Annotated in this window: 18 protein-coding genes; 3 read left to right on the top strand and 15 right to left on the bottom strand. The window is 32.1% G+C overall.

What is annotated here, in order from left to right; genetic code table 11:
* Positions 1-4: 4 nt before the first annotated feature.
* The 6 genes from opp4B to HMPREF2706_RS09255 form a co-directional block, all read right to left on the bottom strand.
* Positions 5-967 carry an oligopeptide ABC transporter permease gene (gene opp4B / locus HMPREF2706_RS09230; protein WP_023350587.1) on the bottom strand — a complete coding sequence of 321 codons (963 nt, stop codon included), beginning with the start codon at positions 965-967 and terminating at the stop codon, positions 5-7.
* A complete protein-coding gene (locus HMPREF2706_RS09235; protein WP_023350588.1) occupies positions 960-1,943 on the bottom strand; it encodes an ABC transporter ATP-binding protein in 984 nt (327 codons plus the stop codon). Before HMPREF2706_RS09235 ends, opp4B begins: the two co-directional genes overlap by 8 nt.
* Positions 1,936-2,928 (bottom strand): ABC transporter ATP-binding protein, encoded by a 993-nt coding sequence (locus HMPREF2706_RS09240; protein WP_049426911.1) that lies wholly within the window; start codon positions 2,926-2,928, stop codon positions 1,936-1,938. Before HMPREF2706_RS09240 ends, HMPREF2706_RS09235 begins: the two co-directional genes overlap by 8 nt.
* A gap of 52 nt (positions 2,929-2,980) precedes the next feature.
* Complete coding sequence (opp4A, locus tag HMPREF2706_RS09245) at positions 2,981-4,693, bottom strand: oligopeptide ABC transporter substrate-binding protein (protein ID WP_064212236.1); 1,713 nt, start codon at positions 4,691-4,693, stop codon at positions 2,981-2,983.
* Between the two features lie 402 nt (positions 4,694-5,095).
* On the bottom strand, positions 5,096-6,340 hold the full coding sequence (gene fabF, locus HMPREF2706_RS09250; protein WP_023350591.1) for a beta-ketoacyl-ACP synthase II: 1,245 nt from the start codon (positions 6,338-6,340) through the stop codon (positions 5,096-5,098).
* A gap of 11 nt (positions 6,341-6,351) precedes the next feature.
* Complete coding sequence (locus HMPREF2706_RS09255) at positions 6,352-7,293, bottom strand: beta-ketoacyl-ACP synthase III (protein WP_002433345.1); 942 nt, start codon at positions 7,291-7,293, stop codon at positions 6,352-6,354.
* Between the two features lie 305 nt (positions 7,294-7,598).
* On the opposite strand from HMPREF2706_RS09255, the gene HMPREF2706_RS09260 reads away from it, so the two are divergent.
* A complete protein-coding gene (locus HMPREF2706_RS09260; RefSeq protein ID WP_002433216.1) occupies positions 7,599-7,793 on the top strand; it encodes a YjzD family protein in 195 nt (64 codons plus the stop codon).
* A 110-nt stretch (positions 7,794-7,903) separates the two neighbouring features.
* Here the strand turns inward: HMPREF2706_RS09260 and HMPREF2706_RS09265 are convergent, their stop codons facing one another.
* The 4 genes from HMPREF2706_RS09265 to HMPREF2706_RS09280 all read right to left on the bottom strand — a co-directional run bounded on the left by HMPREF2706_RS09265 (position 7,904) and on the right by HMPREF2706_RS09280 (position 14,459).
* Complete coding sequence (locus tag HMPREF2706_RS09265) at positions 7,904-8,419, bottom strand: YbhB/YbcL family Raf kinase inhibitor-like protein (protein ID WP_030065066.1); 516 nt, start codon at positions 8,417-8,419, stop codon at positions 7,904-7,906.
* A gap of 602 nt (positions 8,420-9,021) precedes the next feature.
* Positions 9,022-11,634: an ATP-dependent chaperone ClpB gene (gene clpB / locus HMPREF2706_RS09270; RefSeq protein WP_049426904.1), complete on the bottom strand. Its 2,613-nt coding sequence runs from the start codon at positions 11,632-11,634 to the stop codon at positions 9,022-9,024.
* A gap of 233 nt (positions 11,635-11,867) precedes the next feature.
* Entirely contained in the window at positions 11,868-13,688 is a 1,821-nt protein-coding gene (locus tag HMPREF2706_RS09275) for an acyltransferase family protein (RefSeq protein WP_070862379.1), read from the bottom strand.
* 462 nt (positions 13,689-14,150) lie between these two features.
* Positions 14,151-14,459, bottom strand: coding sequence for a metal-sulfur cluster assembly factor (locus HMPREF2706_RS09280; RefSeq protein ID WP_002433201.1), 309 nt, complete (start codon positions 14,457-14,459; stop codon positions 14,151-14,153).
* A gap of 112 nt (positions 14,460-14,571) precedes the next feature.
* Between HMPREF2706_RS09280 and HMPREF2706_RS09285 the strand changes: the two genes are divergently transcribed.
* Positions 14,572-15,393 (top strand): Cof-type HAD-IIB family hydrolase, encoded by an 822-nt coding sequence (locus HMPREF2706_RS09285; protein ID WP_023350596.1) that lies wholly within the window; start codon positions 14,572-14,574, stop codon positions 15,391-15,393.
* An 80-nt stretch (positions 15,394-15,473) separates the two neighbouring features.
* A complete protein-coding gene (locus HMPREF2706_RS09290; RefSeq protein ID WP_030065058.1) occupies positions 15,474-16,790 on the top strand; it encodes a CoA-disulfide reductase in 1,317 nt (438 codons plus the stop codon).
* 134 nt (positions 16,791-16,924) lie between these two features.
* On the opposite strand, the gene HMPREF2706_RS09295 is transcribed toward HMPREF2706_RS09290, so the two are convergent.
* The 5 genes from HMPREF2706_RS09295 to lepB all read right to left on the bottom strand — a co-directional run bounded on the left by HMPREF2706_RS09295 (position 16,925) and on the right by lepB (position 26,475).
* Positions 16,925-17,326 (bottom strand): YisL family protein, encoded by a 402-nt coding sequence (locus HMPREF2706_RS09295; protein WP_002433419.1) that lies wholly within the window; start codon positions 17,324-17,326, stop codon positions 16,925-16,927.
* Between the two features lie 216 nt (positions 17,327-17,542).
* Complete coding sequence (locus HMPREF2706_RS09300; RefSeq protein WP_002433262.1) at positions 17,543-18,448, bottom strand: fumarylacetoacetate hydrolase family protein; 906 nt, start codon at positions 18,446-18,448, stop codon at positions 17,543-17,545.
* A 198-nt stretch (positions 18,449-18,646) separates the two neighbouring features.
* Entirely contained in the window at positions 18,647-22,303 is a 3,657-nt protein-coding gene (gene addA, locus HMPREF2706_RS09305) for a helicase-exonuclease AddAB subunit AddA (protein WP_070862334.1), read from the bottom strand.
* Positions 22,303-25,770, bottom strand: a complete 3,468-nt coding sequence (gene addB / locus HMPREF2706_RS09310) for a helicase-exonuclease AddAB subunit AddB (protein WP_030065054.1) — start codon at positions 25,768-25,770, stop codon at positions 22,303-22,305. The genes addA and addB overlap by 1 nt, the downstream gene beginning before the upstream one ends.
* Positions 25,771-25,899: 129 nt before the next feature.
* Complete coding sequence (lepB, locus tag HMPREF2706_RS09315; RefSeq protein ID WP_002433408.1) at positions 25,900-26,475, bottom strand: signal peptidase I; 576 nt, start codon at positions 26,473-26,475, stop codon at positions 25,900-25,902.
* Positions 26,476-26,477: the final 2 nt, after the last annotated feature.

Here is a 26,477-nt window from a genome sequence, read left to right on the forward strand (position 1 = left end):
CTCATTAATTACTTCGTATTCGTGGATCAACAAAGCCATACGTAATATCTGAAATTAAGTTTCCTAGCAAACCTAAAAATGAGAAAAATAATGTCATTGCCATCATAACTGGGTAATCTTGTCCTGTTACTGACTCTAAAAACAATTTTCCAATACCGTTATAAGAGAAAATAGTTTCTGTAATTACAGCTCCACCCAATATACTAACTATGTCAGCCCCTAGAAAAGTAATTATTGGAATTAAAGAATTTCTCAAAATATGCTTCATATAAATTCGATTTGTAGAAAGTCCTTTAGATCGAGCAGTTAATACATAATCTTTTTGCGAATTTTCAATAATATCATTACGTAAATATTGTATATAACCTGCAGTAGATAACAATCCCAATGTAACCGCTGGTAAAATCGTATGATAAAGCTTGTTTATATAGTATGAGAACGTACCTTCTTGAACATTAATATCAACAGAACCTTGGAAAGGAAATAAATTTAATTGAAAGGCAAAGAAAAATATTGCAAATACACCTGCTATAAAAGAAGGAATAGCTAGCATTATGTAGTTAAATACTTGTATTGAGTAATCACTAATCGTATATGCATATCTTCCAGATACTATTCCTAAAGTAAAAGAAATAATATAGGTAATAATGAGAGATACACTACCTAAAAGAATGGTATTGGGTAGTCTCTCTTTAATGAGATCCATTACTGGTCTTTTATACTTGATTGATTCACCAAAATCTCCATGAATAATATTATTTGCCCATCTAATATATTGTTGTGGTATTGAGTCATTAAGACCTAATTTTTCTCGTTGAGCATCTAATGCTTCTTGTTTAATATTCGTACCATGTTGTCCTGAAAAAGGATCACCCGGTTGTATAATTGCTAATGCAAAAACTACCATCGAAATTATAATGAGCAATGGAATCATTAGACCTAGTCTTTTTATTATTAACTTAAACATTAGCTACACTCCCTACATGGTTTGGATAAAAACAAGCTACTTGATGATCTTTAATTATTTCTTTCAGTTTAGGTTTCTCTCTCCTACATTTATCTTGAACCAAAGGGCATCTAGTTTGGAAAGGACATCCACTTGGTGGATTACTTGGTGAAGGTAACTCTCCCTTCAAGATTACTCTGTTCTTTTTTTCTTGATTAAATTGAGGTATAGAAGAAATGAGTGCTTGTGTATAAGGATGTAAAGGTTTTGTATAAATTTCTTCATGAGAAGCTATTTCAACCATATTACCTAAATACATGACACCTATGATGTCACTAATGTGTTTAACTACACTTAAATCATGTGCAATAAAAAGATAACTTAATTTAAATTCATCTTGTAAATCTTTTAAAATATTTAATACTTGAGATTGAACCGACACATCTAATGCACTTACCGGTTCGTCGGCAACTATTAGCTTCGGTCTTAGAGCAATAGCTCTTGCTATTCCAATACGTTGTCGCTGTCCTCCTGAAAATTCATGAGCATACTTAAAGTATGCTTCTTCACTAAGACCTACACATTTTAATAAATGCACAACTTCTTTCTTTACTTCTGCTTTAGAGACTTTTTTATAATTAAGTAGTGGTTCAGCAATAATGTTTCCAACCATTTGCATAGGATTTAATGATGCATAGGGATCTTGAAATATCATTTGAAAATTTTGACGAGCTTCTCTTAAATTCTTTCCTTTCAAATGAGTAATATTTTCCCCACATAACTTAATGTCTCCACTCGTAACATTTTCTAACCTCACAATTGTCTTACCAATAGTTGATTTCCCACATCCTGACTCTCCCACTAAGCCAAATGTTTGTCCTTCTTTGATAGAAAATGAAATGTCATCTACAGCTTTAACATATTGATTTTTTTGAAATAAACCAGTTTTTAATTCATAGTATTTTTTTACATTTTGCACATCTAATATGTTATTCATGATGTTCTTCCTCACTTTGATTTTGATATAAATGGCAACGAACTAGAGAACTATCAACATGAGTAATTTTCGGACATTGAGAGTCACATACTTCAATCTTTTCATCACATCTATTAGCAAATCTGCACTTATCTAACTGAAAATCAGTGATAGATGGTACGATTCCTTCAATAGTTTCTAATCTATCCCGTTCATCTTCTAAAGTAGGAATTGTTTTTAATAATTTTTTTGTATAAGGATGTTTAGGCTTGTTTAGTATAGATTTTAAATCTCCATATTCTACAATTTGATCTGCGTACATTACCATTACTTTATCGCAAAATTCCGAAACTACACTTAAATCGTGAGTAATTAAAATAATAGACATTTGAGTATCATTTTGTATATTTTTTAATAAATCTAATATTTGAGCTTGTATAGTTACATCTAATGCAGTAGTTGGTTCATCTGCAATTAATAATTTAGGTGAACAACAAATGGCCATAGCTATCATAACCCTTTGTCTCATACCACCTGAAAGTTGATGAGGATAACTATTAAGCACCTCATCCTGTCTAGAAATTCCAACTTTCAAAAGTAATTCCTTAGCTTCTTTATAGGCTTCTTTTTTAGATTTCTTCTGATGCACTAATATACTCTCAATTATTTGATTCTTTATTTTAAAAACTGGGTTTAATGCTGTCATTGGTTCTTGAAATATCATTCCAATATCGTTACCTCTAATATTTAAGAATTCCTTCTCGCTATATTTATCTATTCTTTTTCCTTCAAAAAGAACTTCACCATTAGTAATTTTTGAAATCTTTTCAGGTAATAATTTGATAATTGATTTATTTAGTATAGATTTCCCACATCCAGATTCACCAACGATACCCAAAACTTCTCCTTTATCTAATTTAAAGCTTACTTTATCGATAGTTGGAAACCATTGCTTATTAATTAGAAGTGATGTTTCAAGTTCCTTAACTTCTAAAAGATGCTCCATTCTTATCCCCCCTTAAAAATAAACCCCGACATTTGGTCGAGGTTTACTTAAATTAATTATCTTTTGTCACTTTATAGAATTGTGCTTCAGTACCTAATTGAATATCATAATTGCGTACTTTATTATTAGTTATAGCGATTGATTTCATCTGTAGCATAGGCAGAGCTGGTAGTTCCTCATTCATATATTGTTGCCATTTAACATAAAGTTCTTTACGTTTCTTTTCATCTGTGCCAACTTTATCGAAATCTAAAGCATCATCTAAAAGCTTATCTGATTTTGGTAGAACGGTTCTCATTTCATTTTGAGGTCTATCAGTATGATATAAGTCTGAAGGATCTGGATCAGTTCCACCCGCCCAACTTCTGAAATAAACTTCCATATTTTTAGAGGCATCGGCTAAGTCATCATTATATTTACCAAATTCAACTAATTTTACTTTAGTTTTTAAACCAACTTTTTCCCAAAAATCTTTAATAGCTGCTGTTCTAGGTTCAAAAGTAGGATTTGTTCCAGCGTAATGTTTGAGGTTAATTACAAAAGGTTTTCCATTTGGATCTTCTCTGAAACCATCCCCATCTCTATCTTTATAACCTAACTTATCTAAGATTTTTTTAGATTTTTCAGGATCATATTTGTAATCTTTTAAATCTTTAGGATCAGCTGCAATCCATTCCGTACTTGGAACAAATGAGTTAATTACTGAACCATAACCATTAAAGAATGCTTTAACCCACTTTTCTCTGTCTATCGCATATAATAAAGCCTGTCTTAGCTCTTTATTCTCGTATTTTGGTCTAACTTTTCCAGTTTTGTTTTTAGCTTTATCATAATCATGAGAAACAAAGCCAATAATTGCATAATCTAGACTTGGAGTAGATAAAACTTTTAAATTGTTTTTAGATTTTTTAGCTTCTTTAGCCATGGGTCCAGTGGCGTCATCAACTAAATCAATATCTCCTTTTTCTAAAGCTTTAATCATTTGCGGTTGATCTACTACTTTTAATTCAATCTTATCTAGAGCTGGTTTTCCTTGCCAATAATCATCAAATCTTTCTAACTGAATAGCTTCTCCAGCCACTATTTTTTTAACTTTGTAAGGACCAATTCCAATAGGATGCTTACGTATTTTGTCAGATTTAGACAAATCTTTTACTGGTATATCACTAAGATATTTTTTACTTAGTAACGGTCCGCCAACAAATCCTGTAAGATAGTTAAGTTTTTTCTTATCAAATGTAACTTCCATAGTATAGTTGTCTAATTTTTTTAAACCACTAATATGATCTGCTTTTCCTTCATGTACTTCTTTTGCTCCTTTAATATTTTCCACAGAAGGATAGTATTGACCATCATAATCTTTATTAGCTAATACATCTAAAGTATAAATCCAATCATCTATAGTAAATTCATTACCATCATGCCATTTGATTCCTTTTTTAATCTTAAACTCAATCTTTTTACCAGGATCTATATCTTTCCATGATGCGATATATGGTTTTGGTTTAATTTTTTTATCAATTTTCATTAAAGCTTCATTGAAATAACTTTCAACTGTAAAATCTGTGTGATCAGAACTTAGTACAGAAGAATAAACTCCAGTTGGCGCGGCTGGCATTCCAACTTTCAAGACTCCGCCTTTATGCTCGGACGAAGCTGTCTTACTCTCATCACTAGATGCATCTTCTTGTTTACCTTTACCACAGCCACTAAGCACTAGTATAATCACTAAAAATAAACTTAAATACTTAAAGCATTTTTTCATCCAATTCCCTCCTGTTGATTCTTAGTTGCTTTTTACAGTTTACTATTAATAAATTATATTACAAGTGTATTTTTAGAATATTCTGTTAATTTATTTACTAAGTATCTTCACTAATTTTAAAATTAAAATCATTGAATTTATATGAATAGTTTAAATATAAGTCTCCTTATTTCTCCTTAGTTTCCATTAATATTTAGGAAACCTGTAGGATTGATAATTTTGTGAGATGTAAAGATTCAAAACTCGTAGAAAGATTTATTATAAGACTGTAGTATAAAGAGAAACCTATTAAATTATAAAATATATGTCCTTGGTAATTAAAATTGTTATTTCTTTTTCCATATAAAAAATCTTCAAGTGAGCCATCTATAAACTCACTTGAAGATTTTTATTTATGTTCAATTAGTCTTGAAATTTCTTAAATACTAATACAGCGTTATGTCCACCGAAGCCTAAACTATTACTCATAGCGTAAGTAATATCTAAGTCTTCAGCTTTATTAGGAACGAAATCTAAATCGCATTCTTCATCTGGTGTGACCGCGTGAATGGTAGGTGCGACTTTAGAGTCTCTAATTGATAGTGCTGAGAAGATGGCTTCAATACCACCTGTTGCACCTAATAAGTGACCGGTCATTGATTTTGTTGAACTTACTTTTAGAGATTTTGCAGCTTCTCCAAATGTATTTTGGATAGCTTTAACTTCATATAAATCGCCTACAGGCGTACTCGTACCATGCGCGTTTAAGTATTGAACGTCTTTTGCTTCAATACCTGCATCGTCTAAGGCAGCTTGCATAGCTCTTGAACCGCCTTCACCTTCTGGAGCTGGTGCTGTGATATGATATGCATCTCCAGTAGAACCATAACCAACGATTTCAGCATAAATTTCAGCTCCACGCGCTTTAGCAGAATCTAATGATTCTATAACCACGATACCTGCACCTTCACCCATGACAAAACCATCACGGCCTTCTTGGAATGGGCGACAAGCTGTTTCTTTATCATCATTTGTAGATAAAGCTCGACTTGCGCTAAACCCAGCAATTGCCATGTGAGTAATTGGAGCTTCAGTACCACCTGTAATCATCGCATCAGCGTCACCACGTTGGATGATTTTAAATGCTTCACCAATTGAATTCGTACCAGTTGCACAAGCTGTAACCGTAGCACCATTCGGACCTTTAGCACCTAAGTCTATTGAAACTTGTCCAGTAGCCATGTCAGGAATTAACATTGGTACAAAGAACGGGCTTACTCGACGTGGTCCTCTTTCAACGAGTGTAGTATGCGCAGTTTCAAATGTTTCCATGCCACCAATACCAGAACCAATCCAAACACCAATTCTATTAGCTGTTTGATCATTGATATCTAACTTCGCATCTTGTACCGCTTCTCTCGCAGCAACAACGGCATATTGTGTGAAACGATCCATACGACGTGCTTCTTTTTTATCAATATGATCTTCAATATTAAAGTCCTTTAGCTCACCTGCAAGATGAACATTATATTTTTCGGTATCTAAACGTGTAATTTTATCGATACCATTTACTCCTTTTAATGCGTTTGCCCATGTTGTTTTAGCATCGTTACCGATTGGAGATAAGGCTCCGATACCCGTTATAACAACTCTATTATTTTTACTCATACGTTATCCTCCTATTTTCCCCATTTGATAACGATTGCGCCCCATGTTAAGCCTCCGCCGAAGCCAACTAAGACTAAAGTATCGTCATCTTTAATTTTTCCGTTTTGTAACTCTTGATTGATACTTAAAGGTATAGAAGCAGCTGAAGTATTACCATATTTATTCACCGAAACACTCATTTTCTCTTTTTCTATACCCAATCTCTCTCTCGCAGATTCCATAATGCGAATATTTGCTTGATGAGGGATAAATAAATCAATGTCATCTGACGTTAAACCTGCTTTATCTACTACACGTGTTGATGCATCACCCATGATTCTTACAGCAAATTTAAATACTTCTCTGCCATTCATTTTTAATTTACCAGTTTCTTTGTCTAAATATAAATATTTTCCACCGCTACCATCAGAACCCATTTCATAACTGATGATTCCACGGCCTTCAGAAACTTCACCCATCACTACTGCACCAGCACCATCACCAAATAAGACAGCAGTTGAACGGTCAGTTAAATCCGTTATTTTGGATAGTTTGTCAGCACCTACAACTAATATATTTTTATAATCACCAGATTGAATATATTGTTTAGCAGTAATCATTGAATACATAAATCCAGAACAAGCAGCAAGTTGATCCATAGTTGCTACTTTGCCAGTTCCTAAACGTTCTTGTAGTATATTAGCTACGCTTGGAAACGGCATATCACCTGTTGCAGTTGCTACAATAATCATGTCTATATCTTCTGGTTGAATACCAGCATCTTCAATTGCTTTAACACTCGCATTGTACGCTAAGTCAGATGTGTCTTGATCTTCATCTGCCCAGTGTCTTTCTTTAATACCAGTCATTTTAGAAATCCATTCATCTGAAGTTTCTAAAAATTGTTCAAAATAGGCATTGTCTACAATGTTTTCCGGAGCATAAGCACCGAAACCTTTAATACCCACGTTCATGGTCGTACACCTTCTTAAATAAATTTTTAATACCAGGTATTAATTTAACACATTTTTGTTTTCAAACTCAAGTAGATTCATTTTTATACCTCTTTTCAAAAGTAGCGTTTTAGGCTTATCTATGACCTCAAAACCTTTAAATAGCTTAAGTGATTAATAACAACAATTTGCTCATAATAATTGTATGATATCCTTAATCCTAAAAAGGTTAAAATTATAGGACTTAATCCTTGATTACTACTATACAAACTTAAATATTTCACTTAAAATAGAGTTATCGATTTTATAAGCGGAGGTTATAGGCAATGAAGTACCTCATGACATTTATTTGGGCAGTATTATTGCTTGAAATGGTTAACTTCGTATTGAATAGCCTTAACAGTGGTCCAGCGCTTAATGTAATTAATCCAATCATTATGGCTGTTGTATTCACAATTTTTATCGCTATTTTAGGTGCGGTTATGAAACCAAGCAAAGGTTCAGATCAATACGATTCATAGTAATATTTATAAAAAGACGAGATACGATGACTTAATTGTTCATACGTATTCTCGTCTTTTTTTACCAAAATGGAGTTTTATTATTGTTTATGAGGAAGATGCCCTATCCCTTAAACTTTTCTACCTACTAAATTAATTTTTGCTTTATCTAATAATTTAGAATCAACTTGATGTAATAATTCATTTAAATAGAAAGTATTTTTTAAATTAAGCTTTTCACTTAAAGCATAAACTACAAGTTCATAGTAATGATCTTTATCTGTAGGCGTAGGCCCTACATAATGATTTTCAATATCTGAAAAGTCTTCAGCTAATAAACCTGTTGCAAAGCTGTTCTTACCTTGTACAAAGTCACCTTTAATTCTAGAAAGGTCTTCAACAATATCTATTGTATCGCTATTTACTCTCACGTTAGCAACTGCCCAATGAATCCATGGGAAGCCACATACTGGAATAGCGTCATAATCTATTAATGTCCAAGCAAGATATTTTGTACCGAATGGTAAATCTTCTACAGTAAATGGAAAAGATTTAATTGGGTTATTATGTATTAGTTGAGTATGTTGTGCACCTGCAGCATAGTCATAAGGTATAATGTTGTTGTTAAAATTAGTGTTGATTTTCATGTTGTCTTCTCCTTAGTAATAAAATTATTATTATATAAATGATATAAAGCATCAATATATACAACAGAACTTATTGAATGGATCCGAGAGAATATAAATAACCACCTAATATAAAAAAAGATGTATTTATAATGAAGTATAAGTTTTCAGCATTATTTAAAACTTGCTTTAAATAAGAAGTATTTGATATTCCTTTTATAGTTTGAGGTCGGGTTAATCCTGAAGATATACCTAAAAATACCATACTTATTAAAATTAATTTTATTTGACCAGTAAAAAAATAACACTAAAAACGCTAATAAAGATATCTCCGGAAGATATTTAAAGTTTAAATATTCTATTAAATATTTAGAAGCTAAGTACCCAGATATAGTATAGCAAGATAATATATAAACGATTTCAACTTATTAATTAATAAATCAGAACATATTGTTCCTCCTGACTCATATACTTATATTTATTATAGAAAGAAAACCAAATATTTGGAGAATTTTATTGATACATTTAAATCATTTATAAAGAAAGAGCAACTTTAAAAAATAAATCCAAGAAAGTGACTTGCACACACTTTCTTGGATCTTTGTTTGATTCATTCTATTTCATTAAATATTTTCTGCTTTTTCAACGTCAAATTGTAATTCATTGTCAGAATTTAAATCTACTTTAATTGTTGTACCTTCAGGTAGGCTTTCTTTAATCATCATGCGGGCAAGTGGTGTTTCAATTTGTCTTTGAACGAAACGTTTTAATGGTCTTGCACCGAATTGTGGTTCATAAGCTTCTTCACCTAACCATTTTTTTGCTTCATCAGATACTTTAATTGTAATACGTTGGTCCATTAAACGAATATTTAATTGAGTTAAGATTTTATCGACAATCATACTCATATCACTAACTGATAATGGTTTAAATAATACAATATCATCCATACGGTTTAAGATTTCAGGTTTGAAATAAGCATGTAAACTATCCATTACCGCTTTCTCAGTACTTTCGCTAATTTCTCCAGCGTCTTTAACGTTTTCAAGTAAAACTTGTGATCCAATATTACTTGTCATGATGATAATTGTATTTTTGAAATCAACACTGCGTCCTTTAGAGTCAGTAAGTCGACCTTCATCTAATATTTGAAGTAGCACATTGAAGACATCGCTGTGCGCTTTTTCTACTTCATCTAATAAAATAACTGAATAAGGATTTCGTCTAACTGCTTCAGTTAATTGTCCGCCTTCATCATGACCAACATAGCCTGGAGGGGCACCAATCAAACGAGAGACTGCATGTTTTTCCATATATTCACTCATATCAATTCGAATCATGTGTTTTTCAGAATCAAATAGTGAAGCAGCAAGTGATTTAGCTAATTCAGTTTTACCTACACCTGTTGGTCCTAAGAATAAGAAGCTACCAATAGGTCTATTTGGATCTTTGATACCTGCACGTGCTCTAACTACTGCATCAGAAACCAAGTCTACTGCTTTGTCTTGGCCAACGACACGTTCGTGCAAGATGTCACTTAAGCTAAGAAGTTTTTCTCTTTCAGTTTCTACAAGTTTAGATACTGGAATACCTGTCCATTGGCTTACAATATCTCCAATTTCTTCATCTGATACAACTTCACGAATCATTCTTTCGCTATCCTCACCTGTCTCGTCTTGGTAAGCCTCTTCGAATTCTTTTAATTCTTTTTCTAATTGAGGAATTGTACCATATTGTAGTTCGGCAGCTTTTTCAAGATCACCTTTAGTTTGAGCATCTTCTAAAGCTTGTCGGCTACGGTCTAATTCAGCACGTTTTTCTTGTACTTTAGCAATTTTTTCTTTTTCTTGTTCTACTCGAGATTGTAAAGATGCTTGTTTTTCTTTTTCATTAGATAACTCTTCTTGCAATTCCTCTAAACGATGTTTACTTGCATTGTCTGATTCGTTTTTTAAAGCACTTTCTTCAATTTCTAATTGCATTACACGACGGTTGACTTGGTCTAATTCAGTTGGGTTAGATCCCATTTCAGTGCGAATTGTAGCGCAAGCTTGATCGACTAAGTCAATTGCTTTATCAGGTAAGAATCTATCAGTTATATATCTATCGGATAATTCTGCAGCTGCAACTAAAGCGCGGTCTTGAATACGCACACCATGATAAACTTCATAGCGTTCTTTCAAACCACGTAAAATGGATATAGTATCTTCTACATCAGGTTCACTCACACCAACTTTTTGGAATCGACGTTCTAAAGCGGAATCTTTCTCAATATATTCTCGATACTCATTAAGTGTAGTTGCTCCAATACAATGCAATTCACCACGTGCTAACATTGGTTTAAGCATATTTCCGGCATCCATTGCACCATCAGTTTTGCCAGCGCCTACTAACATGTGAATTTCGTCAATGAAGAGAATAATTCGACCTTCTGATTCTTTTACTTCTTTAAGCACAGCTTTAAGTCGTTCTTCGAATTCCCCTCTATATTTCGCTCCAGCTACTAAGGCACTTAAATCTAATTCGAAAATGGTTTTATCTAACAATGATTCTGGAACGTCTTTTTTAACTATACGTTGTGCTAGACCTTCAACTATAGCTGTTTTACCTACACCAGGCTCACCAATAAGTACGGGATTGTTTTTAGTTTTACGACTTAAAATACGGATAGAGTTACGTATTTCTTCATCTCTACCAATAACAGGATCCATTTTTCCTTGGCGAACTTCTTCTACTAAGTCTCGACCATATTTTTCTAAAGCTTCGTAATTTACTTCAGGATTTTGAGATGTCACATGATTTCCTCCTCTAATTTTAGTAATGATTTCTTTAATAACTTCTGTTTTATTTCCAACATGTTGTTGAGTCGTTTCATCAATATCCATTGCTGCACGCAATAAATGTTCCATAGAAATAAATTCATCATCATATTCTTTCATATAAGTTTCAGCTTTATTTAGTAAATCATTCGCTTTTTGACTTATATACTGACCATATTGAACATTATCGCCTTGTACTGTTGGATAATTTTTTAATTTATTTTCATAAGCTTTCGTTAATTGATCAACATCAATATTTGCTCTTTCTAATACACTTTTAAACAAACTTTCATTTTCTTCTAAAGCAGCTTTTAATAAAGCTTCGATTTCAATATTTTGTAATTCATATTCTTTGCTTGCTTCAACGGCTTTTTGTAAAGCTCCTTGAACAGCATACGTCATTTGATTAATATCCAATTGTTATCACCTCTATTATTTAGAGTAGGTCAAAATCGATTTTTGACTTTGACTTTCTTTGACCTTAATTACATTATAGACCTTCTTTACTTTTAATTCAATAATTTACACTTACTTTTTGACCTTTTTATTTTTTTCTTGAAATAGATATTCATATTCATCACTCTCATTTTTACCACAAAAAGAAACTAGCCTAACGTAATTTATACGTCAAACTAGTTCCTTATTTTAAGCTATTTCTTTTTCATATTTTTTAGAATGTCATCAGTGAGTGCTTCAACACCACTATTTTCAAGGTGAATACCATCAGGAGCAAAATACTCTGTACGCCCCTCTGACCGTTGATACCAATCAACAAGTTTTACATTTTTATGTTTTTTAGCAGCATCAGCCATTAATTCATTTACATGGCCTTCATATGAACGAGGTACTCTAGTGTTCACGAGATACACTTGAGCTTTACCAAATTTTTCGATTAAATTATCAAGTTGATCTTCAGTAAAATCACCATTTGTACCTAATTCAAGGACAACTTGATCTGAAGGCTGATTATAATGTTTATAATTACTATCTACTAAAGGTAATGCTTGATATAAATTTCTTCCTACTTTACCGTCAATATTTGCTTTAGGAACTCTAGATTTAAATTGCTCACCTATATCTACCATGACCGAGTCACCAATTAGCAATGGTTTAATATTAGAATATACTTCATCCTCTTTACCCTCTTCAGTTCTTCCGTCAGCAGTAAGTTTAATGTCATCGATAGGTAACATACGGATAAGATATTTATCATTTTCGCTAGTGTTAAATGTTTGCGCTTTATCATTAATGTTATCTTTACCTAATTTATCAAACGCACCTGCAAGTATTAAAATAAGTGGCAAAGCTAATACAATAGTAATAATTGTTCTAATAAACTGAGGCTTGAAACGTTTGTTTATAGCAAATGCTTTGAAACCTTGCTTTCTAAATGGTGTTTCGACGTATCGATAAGATAACTCAGCTAACGCTATCGTTAAAATGATATCAAGTAGATAGACATATATTGGTATTTGACCATCTATATAGTGACTATGGATAAAACTAATCACTGCAAAATGCCATAAATACAAGCTATATGAACGTTTGCCTATATAAACAAAAACTGGATTACCTAATACTTTAGAAACTAAAGTTGCAGGATGGACTACACTTGCTATAATAAACAAGGTCATCGTTGAAATAATATAAAATCCACCGTTATAAATCCAATCACTATCATCTTTAACGGTAAGGAATAGAATGAATAAAAATATTAACCCGACTATTCCAGCAGTATCAATTGTTGCTCTTAATGCTTTAGGTGGTTGAGTCTTGAGTTTAAATGGTGGCCACATAAATGCAAGAAGTACACCTAATAAAAGCGTTTGTAATCTGGTATCTGTACCAAAATAGACACGTGAGTGATTCATATGTGGCTGTGAGATAATTACCATCAATAAAAGTGATACTAATGATATAATCCAAAATATTACTACCACATTTCTATATTTCTTAATCGTAAGCAATAATAATATCAATATCGCAGGAAAGAACAAATAGAATTGTTCTTCAATAGCCAGTGACCACAGATGTTTTAATGGCATAAATGAAAATTGTTCAAAGTAATTAACATCTTTAGCAATATACCACCAGTTTGAAACATAGAATATCGCTGCAACAATATCATGTTTAACTCTTACAATATTATCCGGTTCAAGTATCAGTGTTGCAAGTCCAACAACAATTAGCAATGCTAAAACTGCGGGTAACAATCTCTTTATACGTCTAATCCAGAAATTTTTGAGATTAATTATTCCAGTTTCTTCGTATTCTTTTAATAATAAACTAGTAATTAAATAACCAGAAATTACGAAGAATGTATCCACTCCTAAAAAACCGCCAGTAAGCCATTTTTTATTTAAGTGATATATTATAATTCCAATAACAGCAATTGCTCGCAAACCATCAAGTCCAGGCATATAACGCATTTTTTTACCGCGTTGATGACCTTTCTTTAATTCTTTTTCCATTGTTAACATTCATTCCCTATAAGTAGTTAATTCGTTAGACAGTTAAATTGAGTTTTTTATAATTTCCCATGATAAAACAAATGCTTTTCAGTTCATCTAATACACTTCTTATTCAATTTTCCATACATATTAAATATTGAAAATTACTGTTTCATTCTTATTAACTTAATAAATTTATGTCAAATACCTCACATTTTCATTAAACATGCACTATATAACGCGCAAATCTAAACACTTTTATGCAAGAATTTTCATTTCCCGAAATGTAGTAAGTCTTATGTATTGTAATATATTTGTAACATTAATTCAATTTAAATAGTAATGTCAATTTATTAAAAATTTCTTAACTCACTTTAATCTTAAATAGCGCTATCATAAAAAATTTTATATGTTTAAACAAAAAAGAATAGCTACACATATTTTAAAAGTAAAAATGTGTAACTATTCCTAGTCATTTATTAGTTATCCAACACCGAGAGCAATCTTAGCATAACGAGACATCATGTCTTTATTCCAAGGCGGATTCCAAACAATGTTTACTTCTGTATCAGAAATCTCAGGAATTTCTGCTAATACACCTTTAATTTGTTCAATAATTTGTGGTCCTAAAGGACAGCCCATAGAAGTTAAAGTCATTTCAACTGTGCATAGACCTTCATCGTCTACATCAACTTTATATACTAAACCTAAATTGACAATATCAATGCCTAATTCAGGGTCGATTACCATTTCAAGAGCCCCTAGGATACTATCTTTTAATGCTTCCTCCATTAGTATCACCTCTTTAAAATTATCTTTATACTAATATATCAAATATCCGACAAAACGCCAATAAAATGCTATGATACTGTTACATGAACAATTGATACACAAGGAGTCTTATATGCAACCTTATTTAATTTGTCTAGATTTAGATGGAACATTATTAAATGACAACAAAGAAATCTCATCCTATACAAAACAAGTTTTAACTGAACTACAACAACGTGGCCATCATATTATGATTGCTACTGGTCGTCCATATAGAGCAAGTCAAATCTATTATCATGAATTAAATATGAATACACCGGTTGTCAATTTCAATGGCGCTTACGTCCATCATCCTAAAGCTAACGATTTTACTACAATACATGAAGTTTTAGATGTAGAAATTTCAAAAAATATAATAACTGCCCTTCAACAATCTCATGTTACAAATATCATAGCTGAAGTAAAAGATTATGTATTCATTAATAATCATGATCCACGCCTATTTGAAGGATTTTCAATGGGGAATCCTAAAATACAAACAGGTAATTTATTAGAGCAACTAACAGAACCTCCAACTTCTTTACTTGTTGAAGCAGAAGAAGATAATATTCCTAAAATAAAGGATATGTTAACTCATTTTTACGCTGAGAATATTGAACATCGTCGTTGGGGTGCACCATTTCCTGTTATAGAAATCGTTAAACGTGGTATTAATAAAGCACGAGGCATCAAATGCGTTAAACAGTATCTTAATGTCGCAGATGAACGAGTGATTGCTTTCGGTGATGAAGATAATGATATAGAAATGATTAAATATGCATCACATGGTATTGCAATGAATAACGGTTTACAGGAATTAAAAGATGTCGCAAATGATACGACATATAGTAATAACGAAGATGGTATAGGTCGCTATTTAAATGAGTTCTTTGATTTGAATATTCGTTATTATTAATAAGATAAGTATTAAAGGGGATGACATGGATGATGTATCCCTTTTTATTTTTTTAATTTTTTATAAAAGGAGTTCACAATTTGAATAAAATAATCATTATTGGTGCTGTTGCAGGCGGTGCAACTTGCGCTAGTCAGATTCGTCGTTTAGATAAAGAAAGCGAGATTATTGTATTTGAGAAAGATAGAGATATGAGCTTTGCTAACTGTGCCCTACCTTATTATATTGGTCAGCTTGTTACTGAAAGGGAAAAAGTATTAGCTTATACACCAGAATCATTTTATGATAAAAAGCAAATTAAAGTTAAAACCTATCATGAAGTAACTGAAATTAATGATAAGCATCAAACAGTCACTGTTGTGAATAGACAAACCGGAGAAACATTTGAAGAATCATATGACACGCTTATTTTAAGTCCTGGTGCTGGGGCTAATAATCTAGGATTTGATAGCAATATTTCATTTAATTTAAGAAATTTAGAAGATACTGATGCAATTGATCAGTTTATCTCTAATAACCATGCTAAAAACGCGTTGGTAGTCGGTGCTGGTTATATATCACTAGAAGTATTAGAGAACTTATATACCCGTGGGCTCGACGTCACATTAATTCATCGTTCAGAGCAAATTAATAAACTAATGGATCAAGATATGAATCACCCTATTATCGATGAATTAGAAAAAAGATATATCTCTTACAGATTTGACGAAGAAATCCATCAAATTAAAGGTAATGAAGTTACTTTTACATCTGGGATAACTGAAAAATACGACCTTATTATTGAAGGCGTAGGAACACATCCGCATTCGAACTTTATTAAATCTTCTAATATTCACTTAGATGATCACGGCTTCATACCAGTAAATGATAAATTTCAAACAAATATACCCAATATTTACGCTTTAGGTGATGTTATAACTTCATTTTATCGACATGTTGATTTACAAGCTCAAGTACCATTGGCATGGGGAGCACACAGAGGGGCTAGCATTATTGCAGAACAATTAGCTGGAGATAAATCAATTATATTTAAAGGGTATTTAGGATCTAATATTGTTAAATTCTTTGATTATACATTCGCAAGTGTGGGTGTTAAACCAAATGAACTTTCTCATTTTGATTATGAAATGGTAGAAGTTAAACAAGGAGCTCATGCTGGTTATTACCCAGGAAATACTCCCCTACATTTAAGAGTATATTATGACAAAACTTCACGTAAACTTTTACGCGCCGCTGCAGTTGGACAAGAAGGCGTAGATAAAAGAATTGATGTCTTGTCTATAGCAATGATGAACCATATGACAGTTGATGAATTAACAGAATTTGAAGTTGCTTATGCTCCACCATATAGTCACCCAAAAGATTTAATTAATATGATTGGTTACAAAGCTAGATAAAGCACATTTACATCGCTCATAACCTTGCTCTATCTAATAAAGTAATATTTAAAATCTATAATGTAACCAAAAGAACATAAAAAAACTGCGTACTATACAATGACGTATAGACGCAGTTTCTTGTTTTAATTACTTTAACCTAAACCAAACATTTTAGTTAATGGGCCCCATGGCAAGATGATGCCAATAGCCATTGTTATAATAATTAGCGCGATTGTAATCCAAAAGAATTTATGTCCTTCTTCTTTTTTCTTTCTTTTAGCTATGGTTACTTCCATTAAAGCAATAACCGCTAAACCACATAGCATTTTCAAAGTAAGTAACATATGGTTTCCACCATCGCCATGAGCTGCTGCGATAAATTCTTTAATTAATTCCCAGAAACCAGTAAATAATGTGAGTAACATAAATAGTCTTAATGCCATATGTAATGGTTTAAAGTAAGGTGAAGGACCTTGTATTTTTGAAAAGTTTAAATAAGTTGCGATAAATAATACTATTGCTAATACCCAACTTAAGATATGGACATGTAACATGCTTGTGTCCCCCCATATATTTATTTTCTCAACTATCATAACATATTTAGAAATTATAAATGTAGCAGCACTTTTAAATTTTATAACTCTATCATTTTGTATGTAGTTAGAAATATAAATGATGAGTTAACTCAAATCTAAAAAGCTGTCGATAAAAGTAATTTTATCGACAGCCTATCTATATACAACAAGCTTTTAAAATTTAGTAGTAATTAATTATTTTTCTGAAATGTAAGTCGTTAACGTACCAATGTTATCAATTGTAACTTTAACTTCATCACCAGGTTGCAAGAATTGTGGCGGTTCCATACCTGCTCCTACGCCTGCTGGTGTACCTGTCGCGATAATATCACCTGGATGTAGTGCTACATATTTAGAAATTTCTTCAATTAACTCATCAATTTTAAGAATCATTTGTCCAGTGTTACCATCTTGACGGATATCGTTGTTCACTTTAGTTACGATGTTAACATTTTCAGGGGTTGGTAATTCATCTTTAGTGACGATATAAGGTCCCATTGGACAGCCACCAGTTAAACTTTTAGATAAGAATGCTTGGTCATGCGCATTTTGAGCTGTGCGGTCAGTTATATCATTAATAATTGTATAACCATAGATATAATCTAAAGCTAAACCTTTAGGAATCTTCTCACCTGATTTACCAATGACAATACCAAGTTCACCTTCGTAATCTAATTGGTCTGTAATATCTTTATGATTAGGAATTGTTGATTCATCACCAGTTAAAGATGAAGCAGCTTTAGTAAATACATATAAACGTTCAACTTCATGATTTAATTCGCTCGCATGATCTTGGTAATTACGCCCAAATGCAATAACATTATTTGGAGGTGTAACTGGAGGTAAAAACTCTACATCATTAAACGAAATTTTAAACTCTGTTTCTCTACCGCTATCTTCAGCAGCCACAACTGCTTTACGTACTTGTTCTTGAAAATCTAAAGTCTGGTTTTGTTGTAATCCTTGTAGTAATGTTTTGGGATGAAAATCTTCTTCACCAAATTCAGCAAAAACCATTGGTAAATCCCAAACAGCATCTTCACGTTTAACTTTTACCCCGTATGAAGTTCTGTCATTGTGTTTGAATGATAAAAATTTCATTCATAATCAACTCCTCATCTATATCTTATTACATATTATAACTATATCTAAGTTCAAATAACAAACATATAAGTAAGAAAATTAAGAAATTTCTTAATAGGATATTTGATATCAATAAATAAAAACGCTACGTCATCATAAGCCTTACACTTATGACTGACATAGCGAATATTTATTCTAACTAATTGAAACACATTTTTATTCATCTATCTTTAACATACCAAATTTAAAGAAATATAGATAACCTTGAACCGGCTGTTTGAGTATAGTTTCTAACGTATTACGGTAATACTCCATTTGGATTTGATATTTCTGTTTGAGTTGTTGACCAATCTCATCATCAGTAATCCCTTTTCGTCGATTAAATGCATCTGTTTTATAATCAACGAAATAGTATTTTCCATCCTTTTGGAAAATTAAATCAATCATACCTTGGATAATTGAAACGTCTTGATTATCTTCAGGTAATTGATCGACCATAGCTTGATTAACTACAAACGGCAATTCAGTATACACTTTGTCTGCTTGTGCAATTTGCAAATACAAGGAACTTTCAATAAATCTCATAATATCATCATATTTAATATCAGCTTTGGCATCCTCTTCAATGATATTAAGTTGAATCAGCTTATCAACATATGAATCTAGCTCTTCTCTTGTTAATCCTGATTCATTAAAAGGGAGATGTTGCATGACTGTGTGCATTAACGTACCAATTTCGTTGGCTTTACGTTTCTTATTTTCACTCAAAAATCTAGGTCGCTCATATGTCGCTACGCCGATACGGTATTGTCTAACTCTATCATAATTTGTGTCACTTTCCTCAGTTTCAAGTTGACGTTTAAGTTCAGATACAGACTGCTTTGAAGGTTTCAAAGTATCATCTTGATAAGGGTATCTATATGCTAATTGATGGTGAATCTTAGCTTTTACGTCATCATTTCCACTGTTAATGTCGTCAATATCGTTAACTGTTCGACGTTCATTTTCAGGCGTGACCTCTTCTGTAGATACATCTTCGTAGTGATCAATTGTAATCGTTACGCGTGGTTTCACTTCAGAATTAAGTGTTTCAATATCTCGTTCGAATTTCTGATCATCAGGTAAAGATGCTGATTGATGTTTGGATAAAATACTGTAAATAAATTTAAATGAATTTTTAGCCGTCAAGCGCTCATTCACTGCAATAAGATCTGCAGATATAGGTAATTGTTCAAGTTCTGTCAATTCTTGTTCTTTTTTGACTCTACCTATTAAAATTAATTGTTCTTTAGCGCGAGTTAATGCTACATAAATAAGACGCATTTCTTCAGAAATATGCTCTTTTCTATTAATAGCGCGATAGGCTGCTGAGGATAATGATGGATAAACCATTTCTTTATCAGTATCATAATAATCCATTCCCAATCCGTATTGTTGGTTTAGAATTACAGGCTGAGTCAGGTCTTTTTCATTGTATTTTTTAGAAAGTCCTGAATAAATAACGAACGGAAACTCTAATCCTTTACTACTATGAATGGTCATCATTCTAACAACATTATCATTTGGTCCAACTATATTTTCTTCACCGAAATCTCTTCCTCTATCAATCAATTCATCAATAAATCGAATAAATTGGAATAAACCTCTAAAGCTAGAGTTCTCAAACTCGATAGCCTTATTAATTAAGCCATAAAGGTTTGCACGTCGACCTTTACCACCAATAAGACCACTAAAGTACTGTATTACGAAATGGTCGTTATAAAATTTATCTATTAGCTGATAAACAGGTTGATTTTGACTATAATCTTGATAATTTTTTATATCTTTTATAAATCTTTGTAGTTTATGAACTAAATGAGTTTTAGAATTATCATCCTCAATATAATTTTGAATCGATTGATAAAAATAAATATCGTTAGGACTAACTACTCTAATTTCTGCTAATTCATCTTCAGTGAATTGATAAATAACTGAACGCATGAGTCCTACTAAATAAATATCTTGTAAGGGATTATCAACAGTTTTTAAAAATGATAAAACAAGTTGTACTTCAGTTTGTTCAAAATATCCTTTTTTACTTTTAACATGGAAGGGAATATCACTATTTTTAAAAGCTTGTTGCAAATTACGCGCATTATCAGTATTTCTCTCAAGTATTACAATATCTTTGAATGTTACACTTCTATATGTTCCAGTCTTCATATCAAATACTTGTTCATTTGCAATTATATCTTTTACTTGTTCTACGATGTAATTGGCTTCTTGCTCACTTCCAGTCAATTCACTCGTTTCTTTATCCGCTTCAATTAATGCACGAAGTTGTACAGGTTTATCAGTTTGATCGTATGGTGCTCCATAATATAATTGAGCCGCATCATCATATATTATTTCTCCTACGTTATCGTCCATCATATGTTTGAATAAATAATTTGTGGTAGACAGTACCTCTTGTCTAGAACGGAAGTTTTGAGATAGGTCGATGACCATACCTGTACCTTCCCCTTCACTAGTGAACCGATTATATTTCTCAATAAATAGACTTGGATCAGCTTGTCTAAATTTATAGATTGATTGCTTAACATCACCTACCATTAATAGGTTTCCGTTGTACTCTTCACCTGTTTTAATACAAGATAAAATCTTTTCTTGAACACGGTTTGTATCTTGATACTCATCCACTAGGATTTCTTCAAAATGTTCTTGATACGTTTTTGCGATATGTGAAGGCGTACCATCATCATTAGTGAGTATTTGCAAGGCAAAATGCTCATAATCTGCAAAGTCCAATAAATTACGACTTCGTTTTTGCTTGCTAAATTCCTCTATCACATCTTTTACGATTTGAGCTAAATAGGCTACTCTGGGAGCCAATTTCTGCATATCTAACTTCAAATCTTCAGCACTTCTTGAAAAATAATCATTTTTTACGTCACTAACTAGACTTTTGTATTTATCGTAATGTTTCTTAGCGTCATCTAACGCTTCTTCCATACCTTCATTTGCTTCTTTAATCTTTTTGGTAATTGAAGGGAAACGGCTCACAAATTCATGTGAGACCAATAATTCAGAATTAATCATGTCACCTTCGATCACTTTAGAAACAAAGCGGTGTTCATCTTCCACTACCTCTAATTGCTTTTCCACATTGTCGAGCATTGAGAACAAATTAAAACTTTTTATAATCTCTTCATAAGCAGCTTTAAGAAATATCATTGCCAAATCATTAAGTAATTTCAGCAATTGATCTTGTTGGCCTTCATTTTTATAAGGTTGAGATAACTGATCTAACCATTCGAATGGATTAGGATTCGCAATACTAAAGAAGTACAAACGTTTAATAATATTTCTAAATTGGTCATCATTTCTATCTGAGGATAATTGCTCAGTTAACTCGATAAAATCTGAGTCTAAAATGTCATAATGACGTTCAAGAACATCGTCAATTGTTTGATCCAATAATAAGACATTCTCAGCTTCACTACTTGTTCTAAAATTAGGATCAATATCTAAAACATCGTAATGTTGTTGAATTAATTTTAAACAAAAACTGTGTAATGTAGAAATTTGAGCCTGATGAATTTTAACACGTTGATTTTTTAAATGTTCATTTTCAGGTTCTGCAAGAGAAGCTTCTTGAATACGTTGATCTACGCGATGCTTCATTTCACGCGCACTTAAATTTGTAAATGTTACAACTAGTAAAAGATCAACGTCCATATTATCTCGGAGAATACGTTGAATAATACGTTCAACTAATACGGCAGTTTTACCTGAACCAGCGGCAGCAGCGACGAGTACATCTTGACCTTTAGCGTATATACTACGCCACTGTGCGTCAGTCCAAATTACGTCATTAGGTTTAGTTGGTATCATCACTGGTCACCACCTTCGTCAATCATATTTTGGATTAATTCTATAGGTTTAATAGACTCGTCTACAGTTCTATAGCGTTTACTATCTATCATACTATCCACATGGCATACTGACTGATAACTACAGAATTGACATGGTAAAGTATTTTTATATTTTAAAGGGGCTACCTCTGTATGGCCATCCATAATGTGAGTAGCCGTATCGATAAAGTTATTTTTGTTGTGCTGAATAAATTGACGAATAACGTTTTCATTCGCTACACGACTCGTATTCTTACTTATGGCACCTTTAGTAGTTAAACCAATTGGGGCGATATCTGAATTAAAACTTGGTTCCAAACGCTTATCTAAAGCATCTATTACTTCCTCATCACTATTTACAAGACCACTCATTTTGAAACTTTTAATTAGTTCTTTATTTAATTTATCTTCATCAATTTTAGACCAGTTATCAAATTTAATACGTGGTTCATGGACATGGAAATAAAGTAATCCACCAGGTTTAACGATATCAGTAAGTTCTAATCTATCTTTATTTTGTAAGACGATGTCCATGTAAGTCATCATTTGCATTTGCAAACCATAGTACACCTTCGTTAAATCTAAAGTCGCACTACCAGTTGAAGATTTATAATCAATGATATTTACATAACTGTGATCGCCTTTAGTATACGTATCAATCCGATCGATTTGACCTCTTATGTTAATTGGGATTCCCTGTTTAGTATGTAGAGGTTGCGTAACTAATTCATCTTTATTTCTAGGTGATTTTCGGAATCCTGTCTCAAACCTTTGCGGTATAAATTTTGAAAAGCCTGTTTGATACTTTAATGCATTTAAAGTTGTTTCTACTATAGAACCTATTCTTCTAGATAAATACTTATAGTAGGCTGTTGAATTCAATAAGTTGAATTGAACTTTAGGCAGTATCAACTCTAATGCTTCTTCAGTTAGCTCTTTAATCTTCTTACGATCTAAGTTTTTAAAGTCACCTTCTACACGGTCAGAAATATGTTTGAGCACTGAATGGAATATATCTCCTAAATCAAAGTTTTGTAATTCATATTTCGAACGTTCATTTAACCTTAAACCATGGGAGGCATAATGCTTAAATGGACATTGTTGATAGCCTTCAAAACGTGACACACTTGCATTAATAGTTGTTCCATACAATTGCTTTGTGAGTGTCTCATTTAATTGTACTGTTTCATTATCATAAGTTAGAGAAGTGATAAGATAATCCAATCCATCATTTAATTGCTCATCATCTCGAATCACTTGGTATGCATCTAGCCATCTTATATCCACGTCCTCATGGTCTAACCATGTACGCAATGCATCAAATAATTCAATTTTAGTTTGATGCACATGTTGCATAAGACTTATTGGTTGTTCTTCATGTTCTTGTTGAATATTAACTATATCTAAATGATGATATAAATCTTTAATTTGTGATAAAAATGGACTTATTTCTTTTTCATCGCCTGAATTTCCCATCAAACTATATGAAAAAGTTACTTTTTCTCGTGCGCGTGTCATAGCAATATAACAAACAAATGCTTCATCCATTTGTAAAATATCTGATGTCGGACTTAGTTCAATTTGTGCATTTTGTTCAAAATATTTCTTTTCTTCATCTGTAATCAAGCTAGATGAAGATACCGGTTGAGGTAATGAACCATCATTCATACCTACCATGTATATATGTCGTTTATTATCGACCTTAGCCAAATCCATTGTACCGATACTTACCTGATCTAAGGTCTGTGGTATCATGACAAATTCTAGTTGCTCTAATCCTATATCAAACACTTCAAGAAATTGTTTCAAAGTCATCTCTTGAGTATCAAAAACTGTTACCAAATCATCTAAAATTTGAATAAATCCGTTCCAAATTTGATCGATTTCCTCCGCTTGTTGATGCTTACCTTCTACATCTAACTCATCTCTCTCAGTCATGAGTTGGTTTGGCAGCTCAAAATATTCCATACTTTCGTAAAAAGCAGTCGCGAAATCTCTCACAGTGGTAGCGTCACTCATCGCTTTTTCAAAGTAAAGAACTTTATCAATGACGTTATTCTTTAAACGAACTACCTCTTCGTAAGTTTCTTTTTCTTGAGGGGTTAGAGCATGAGATTTACGTCCCATTTTATTAAATTGGTCAACATGAAATACTTCCTCATCCAACCAACGTTTACCATATACACCGCGCTCTAATGCGAAATTCTCCAATAAATCTATTAAGTAGCTACTATTCTTAAATTGTGAAGTTAGTACATTTGTTTTAAATAAACGCAACATTGCGTTAATATTCCAATTTGACTGTATGACCTCTATTAAAGAACGAATCATTTCCATAATTGGATGGTGTGACATTGACCTTTTTGTATCGATATTAAAGGGAATGTCGTATAAAGAAAAAATAGATTCGAATAAATATGCATATGATTCGTCACGATATAAGATAGCAATGTCTTGAAATCTCAAATGATGATCACGAACATCTCTAATAATTCGTCTTGCTAATTCATTTACTTCTTCACGCATATTTGAAGATTCAAGTATTTCCACATAATTTGAATGAGATTGAGGTGTCATTTGCAAAGCATCAAAATCACTTTCTAAATGTTTGAGATCATCATTTTCAAATCGAAACTTTTGTTTAAATAAGGTTTTATTTAAGTGAATATTTAATTGATTCGCAATGTCTTCAAGATGTGTTAAAACTTCTGATGGCTTCCTAAATAGACTGAATGGGTCTTGATTACCATCTGTTGTTAGTAGAACTGTGACACTCTTAGCATGTTGTACTAAAGCTTCAATAATCCTATATTCAAGTGTTGAGAAGTTGTAGAAACCATCGATAAATATTTCTGCCCGTTTGAGCCACTCAGATTTAGACATTTGGTCAATAAAACGCTCTAAACTATCCTCAGTAGTTATAAATTCACCGCTCATGCGAGATTCTAATTCTTTATAAATTAGAGTAATATCTTCTAGTTTATGTTGCGTTCTTGTTTGTAATTGATGTTCTGTAATAAATTGATCTAAATGGTCCGGTGTAACACTATATTTTTTAAAATCTTGAATCTGTTCAGCAAGTTTTTCACTAAAGCCATAATATTTAGATTGAGAACGGTATAATTTAAGTTCTGAATCATATTGTTGAACGATATGATAAATCATCATTTGCATAGCAGCTTTAGATAATTTTTGTTCTGTATATCCCCCTACTTCTTGAAAAATACGATGACTTAATCTTTCAAAGTGAAGGACTTCTGTTCTCAAACTTCCATTAAGTTCTGAATCATTTACAAAAGCTTGTTCTAATTGAAACGTACTCTGAGTTGGAGCGATTAATACGATGGGATCGCCTAAAGGATCATGTTTCATTTCATTCTTTATATAATTTAACATCGAAGCTGATTTGCCCGTACCAGCTCTACCGATATATGTATTTAATTCCATAACATTCCCTCACTCCTTTATCCTTTATATTATCACATCAAAGTTAGGTTCTAATATTAATAAAAAATGGAGACGTCTATAATTTTTAATTATAGACATCCCCATTATTAAAATCATTTTGTATACTTTTTAATTTTTGGTATTTTCCGGATTAAAATTTGATTTAAATTCGTTAAACGGCCAGAATCTAAATGATACTTTACCAACAATTTGATCTTTATCAATTAAACCAAATGAGCGACTATCCTTACTTACTTCACGATTATCACCTAAAACTAAGTATTTGTCTTTAGGTATTACATTTGTTTTAGGATTAGCATTTGGTAAGTCTTTAACTTTAAATGTTCCTGTAATATATTCGGTTTGTTTTCGCTTTTCATTATAATTTAAATATGGTTCTTTTTGTTTCTTTCCATTGATGTATAATGTGTCATTTTTATACTGAACACTATCGCCTGGCGTTCCAATAACACGTTTTACATAGTCATCCTTTTTATTAGCGTGGAAAACAATGACGTTACCTTTTTTTACGCCACCAATTTTATAACCAATAATATTTACCATTACACGTTGACTATCTTTAAGTGTAGGATCCATTGAATCACCTTTAATAGTGTACGGCTTAGCAATAAATTTCCCAATTACAAATATAAGTGCTAGCGCTACGGCAATGGCGACAATCCATTCTACTATTTCTTTTTTCAATT

Source organism: Staphylococcus sp. HMSC067F07, from assembly GCF_001837405.1.
GTDB classification, from domain to species: Bacteria; Bacillota; Bacilli; order Staphylococcales; family Staphylococcaceae; genus Staphylococcus; species Staphylococcus capitis.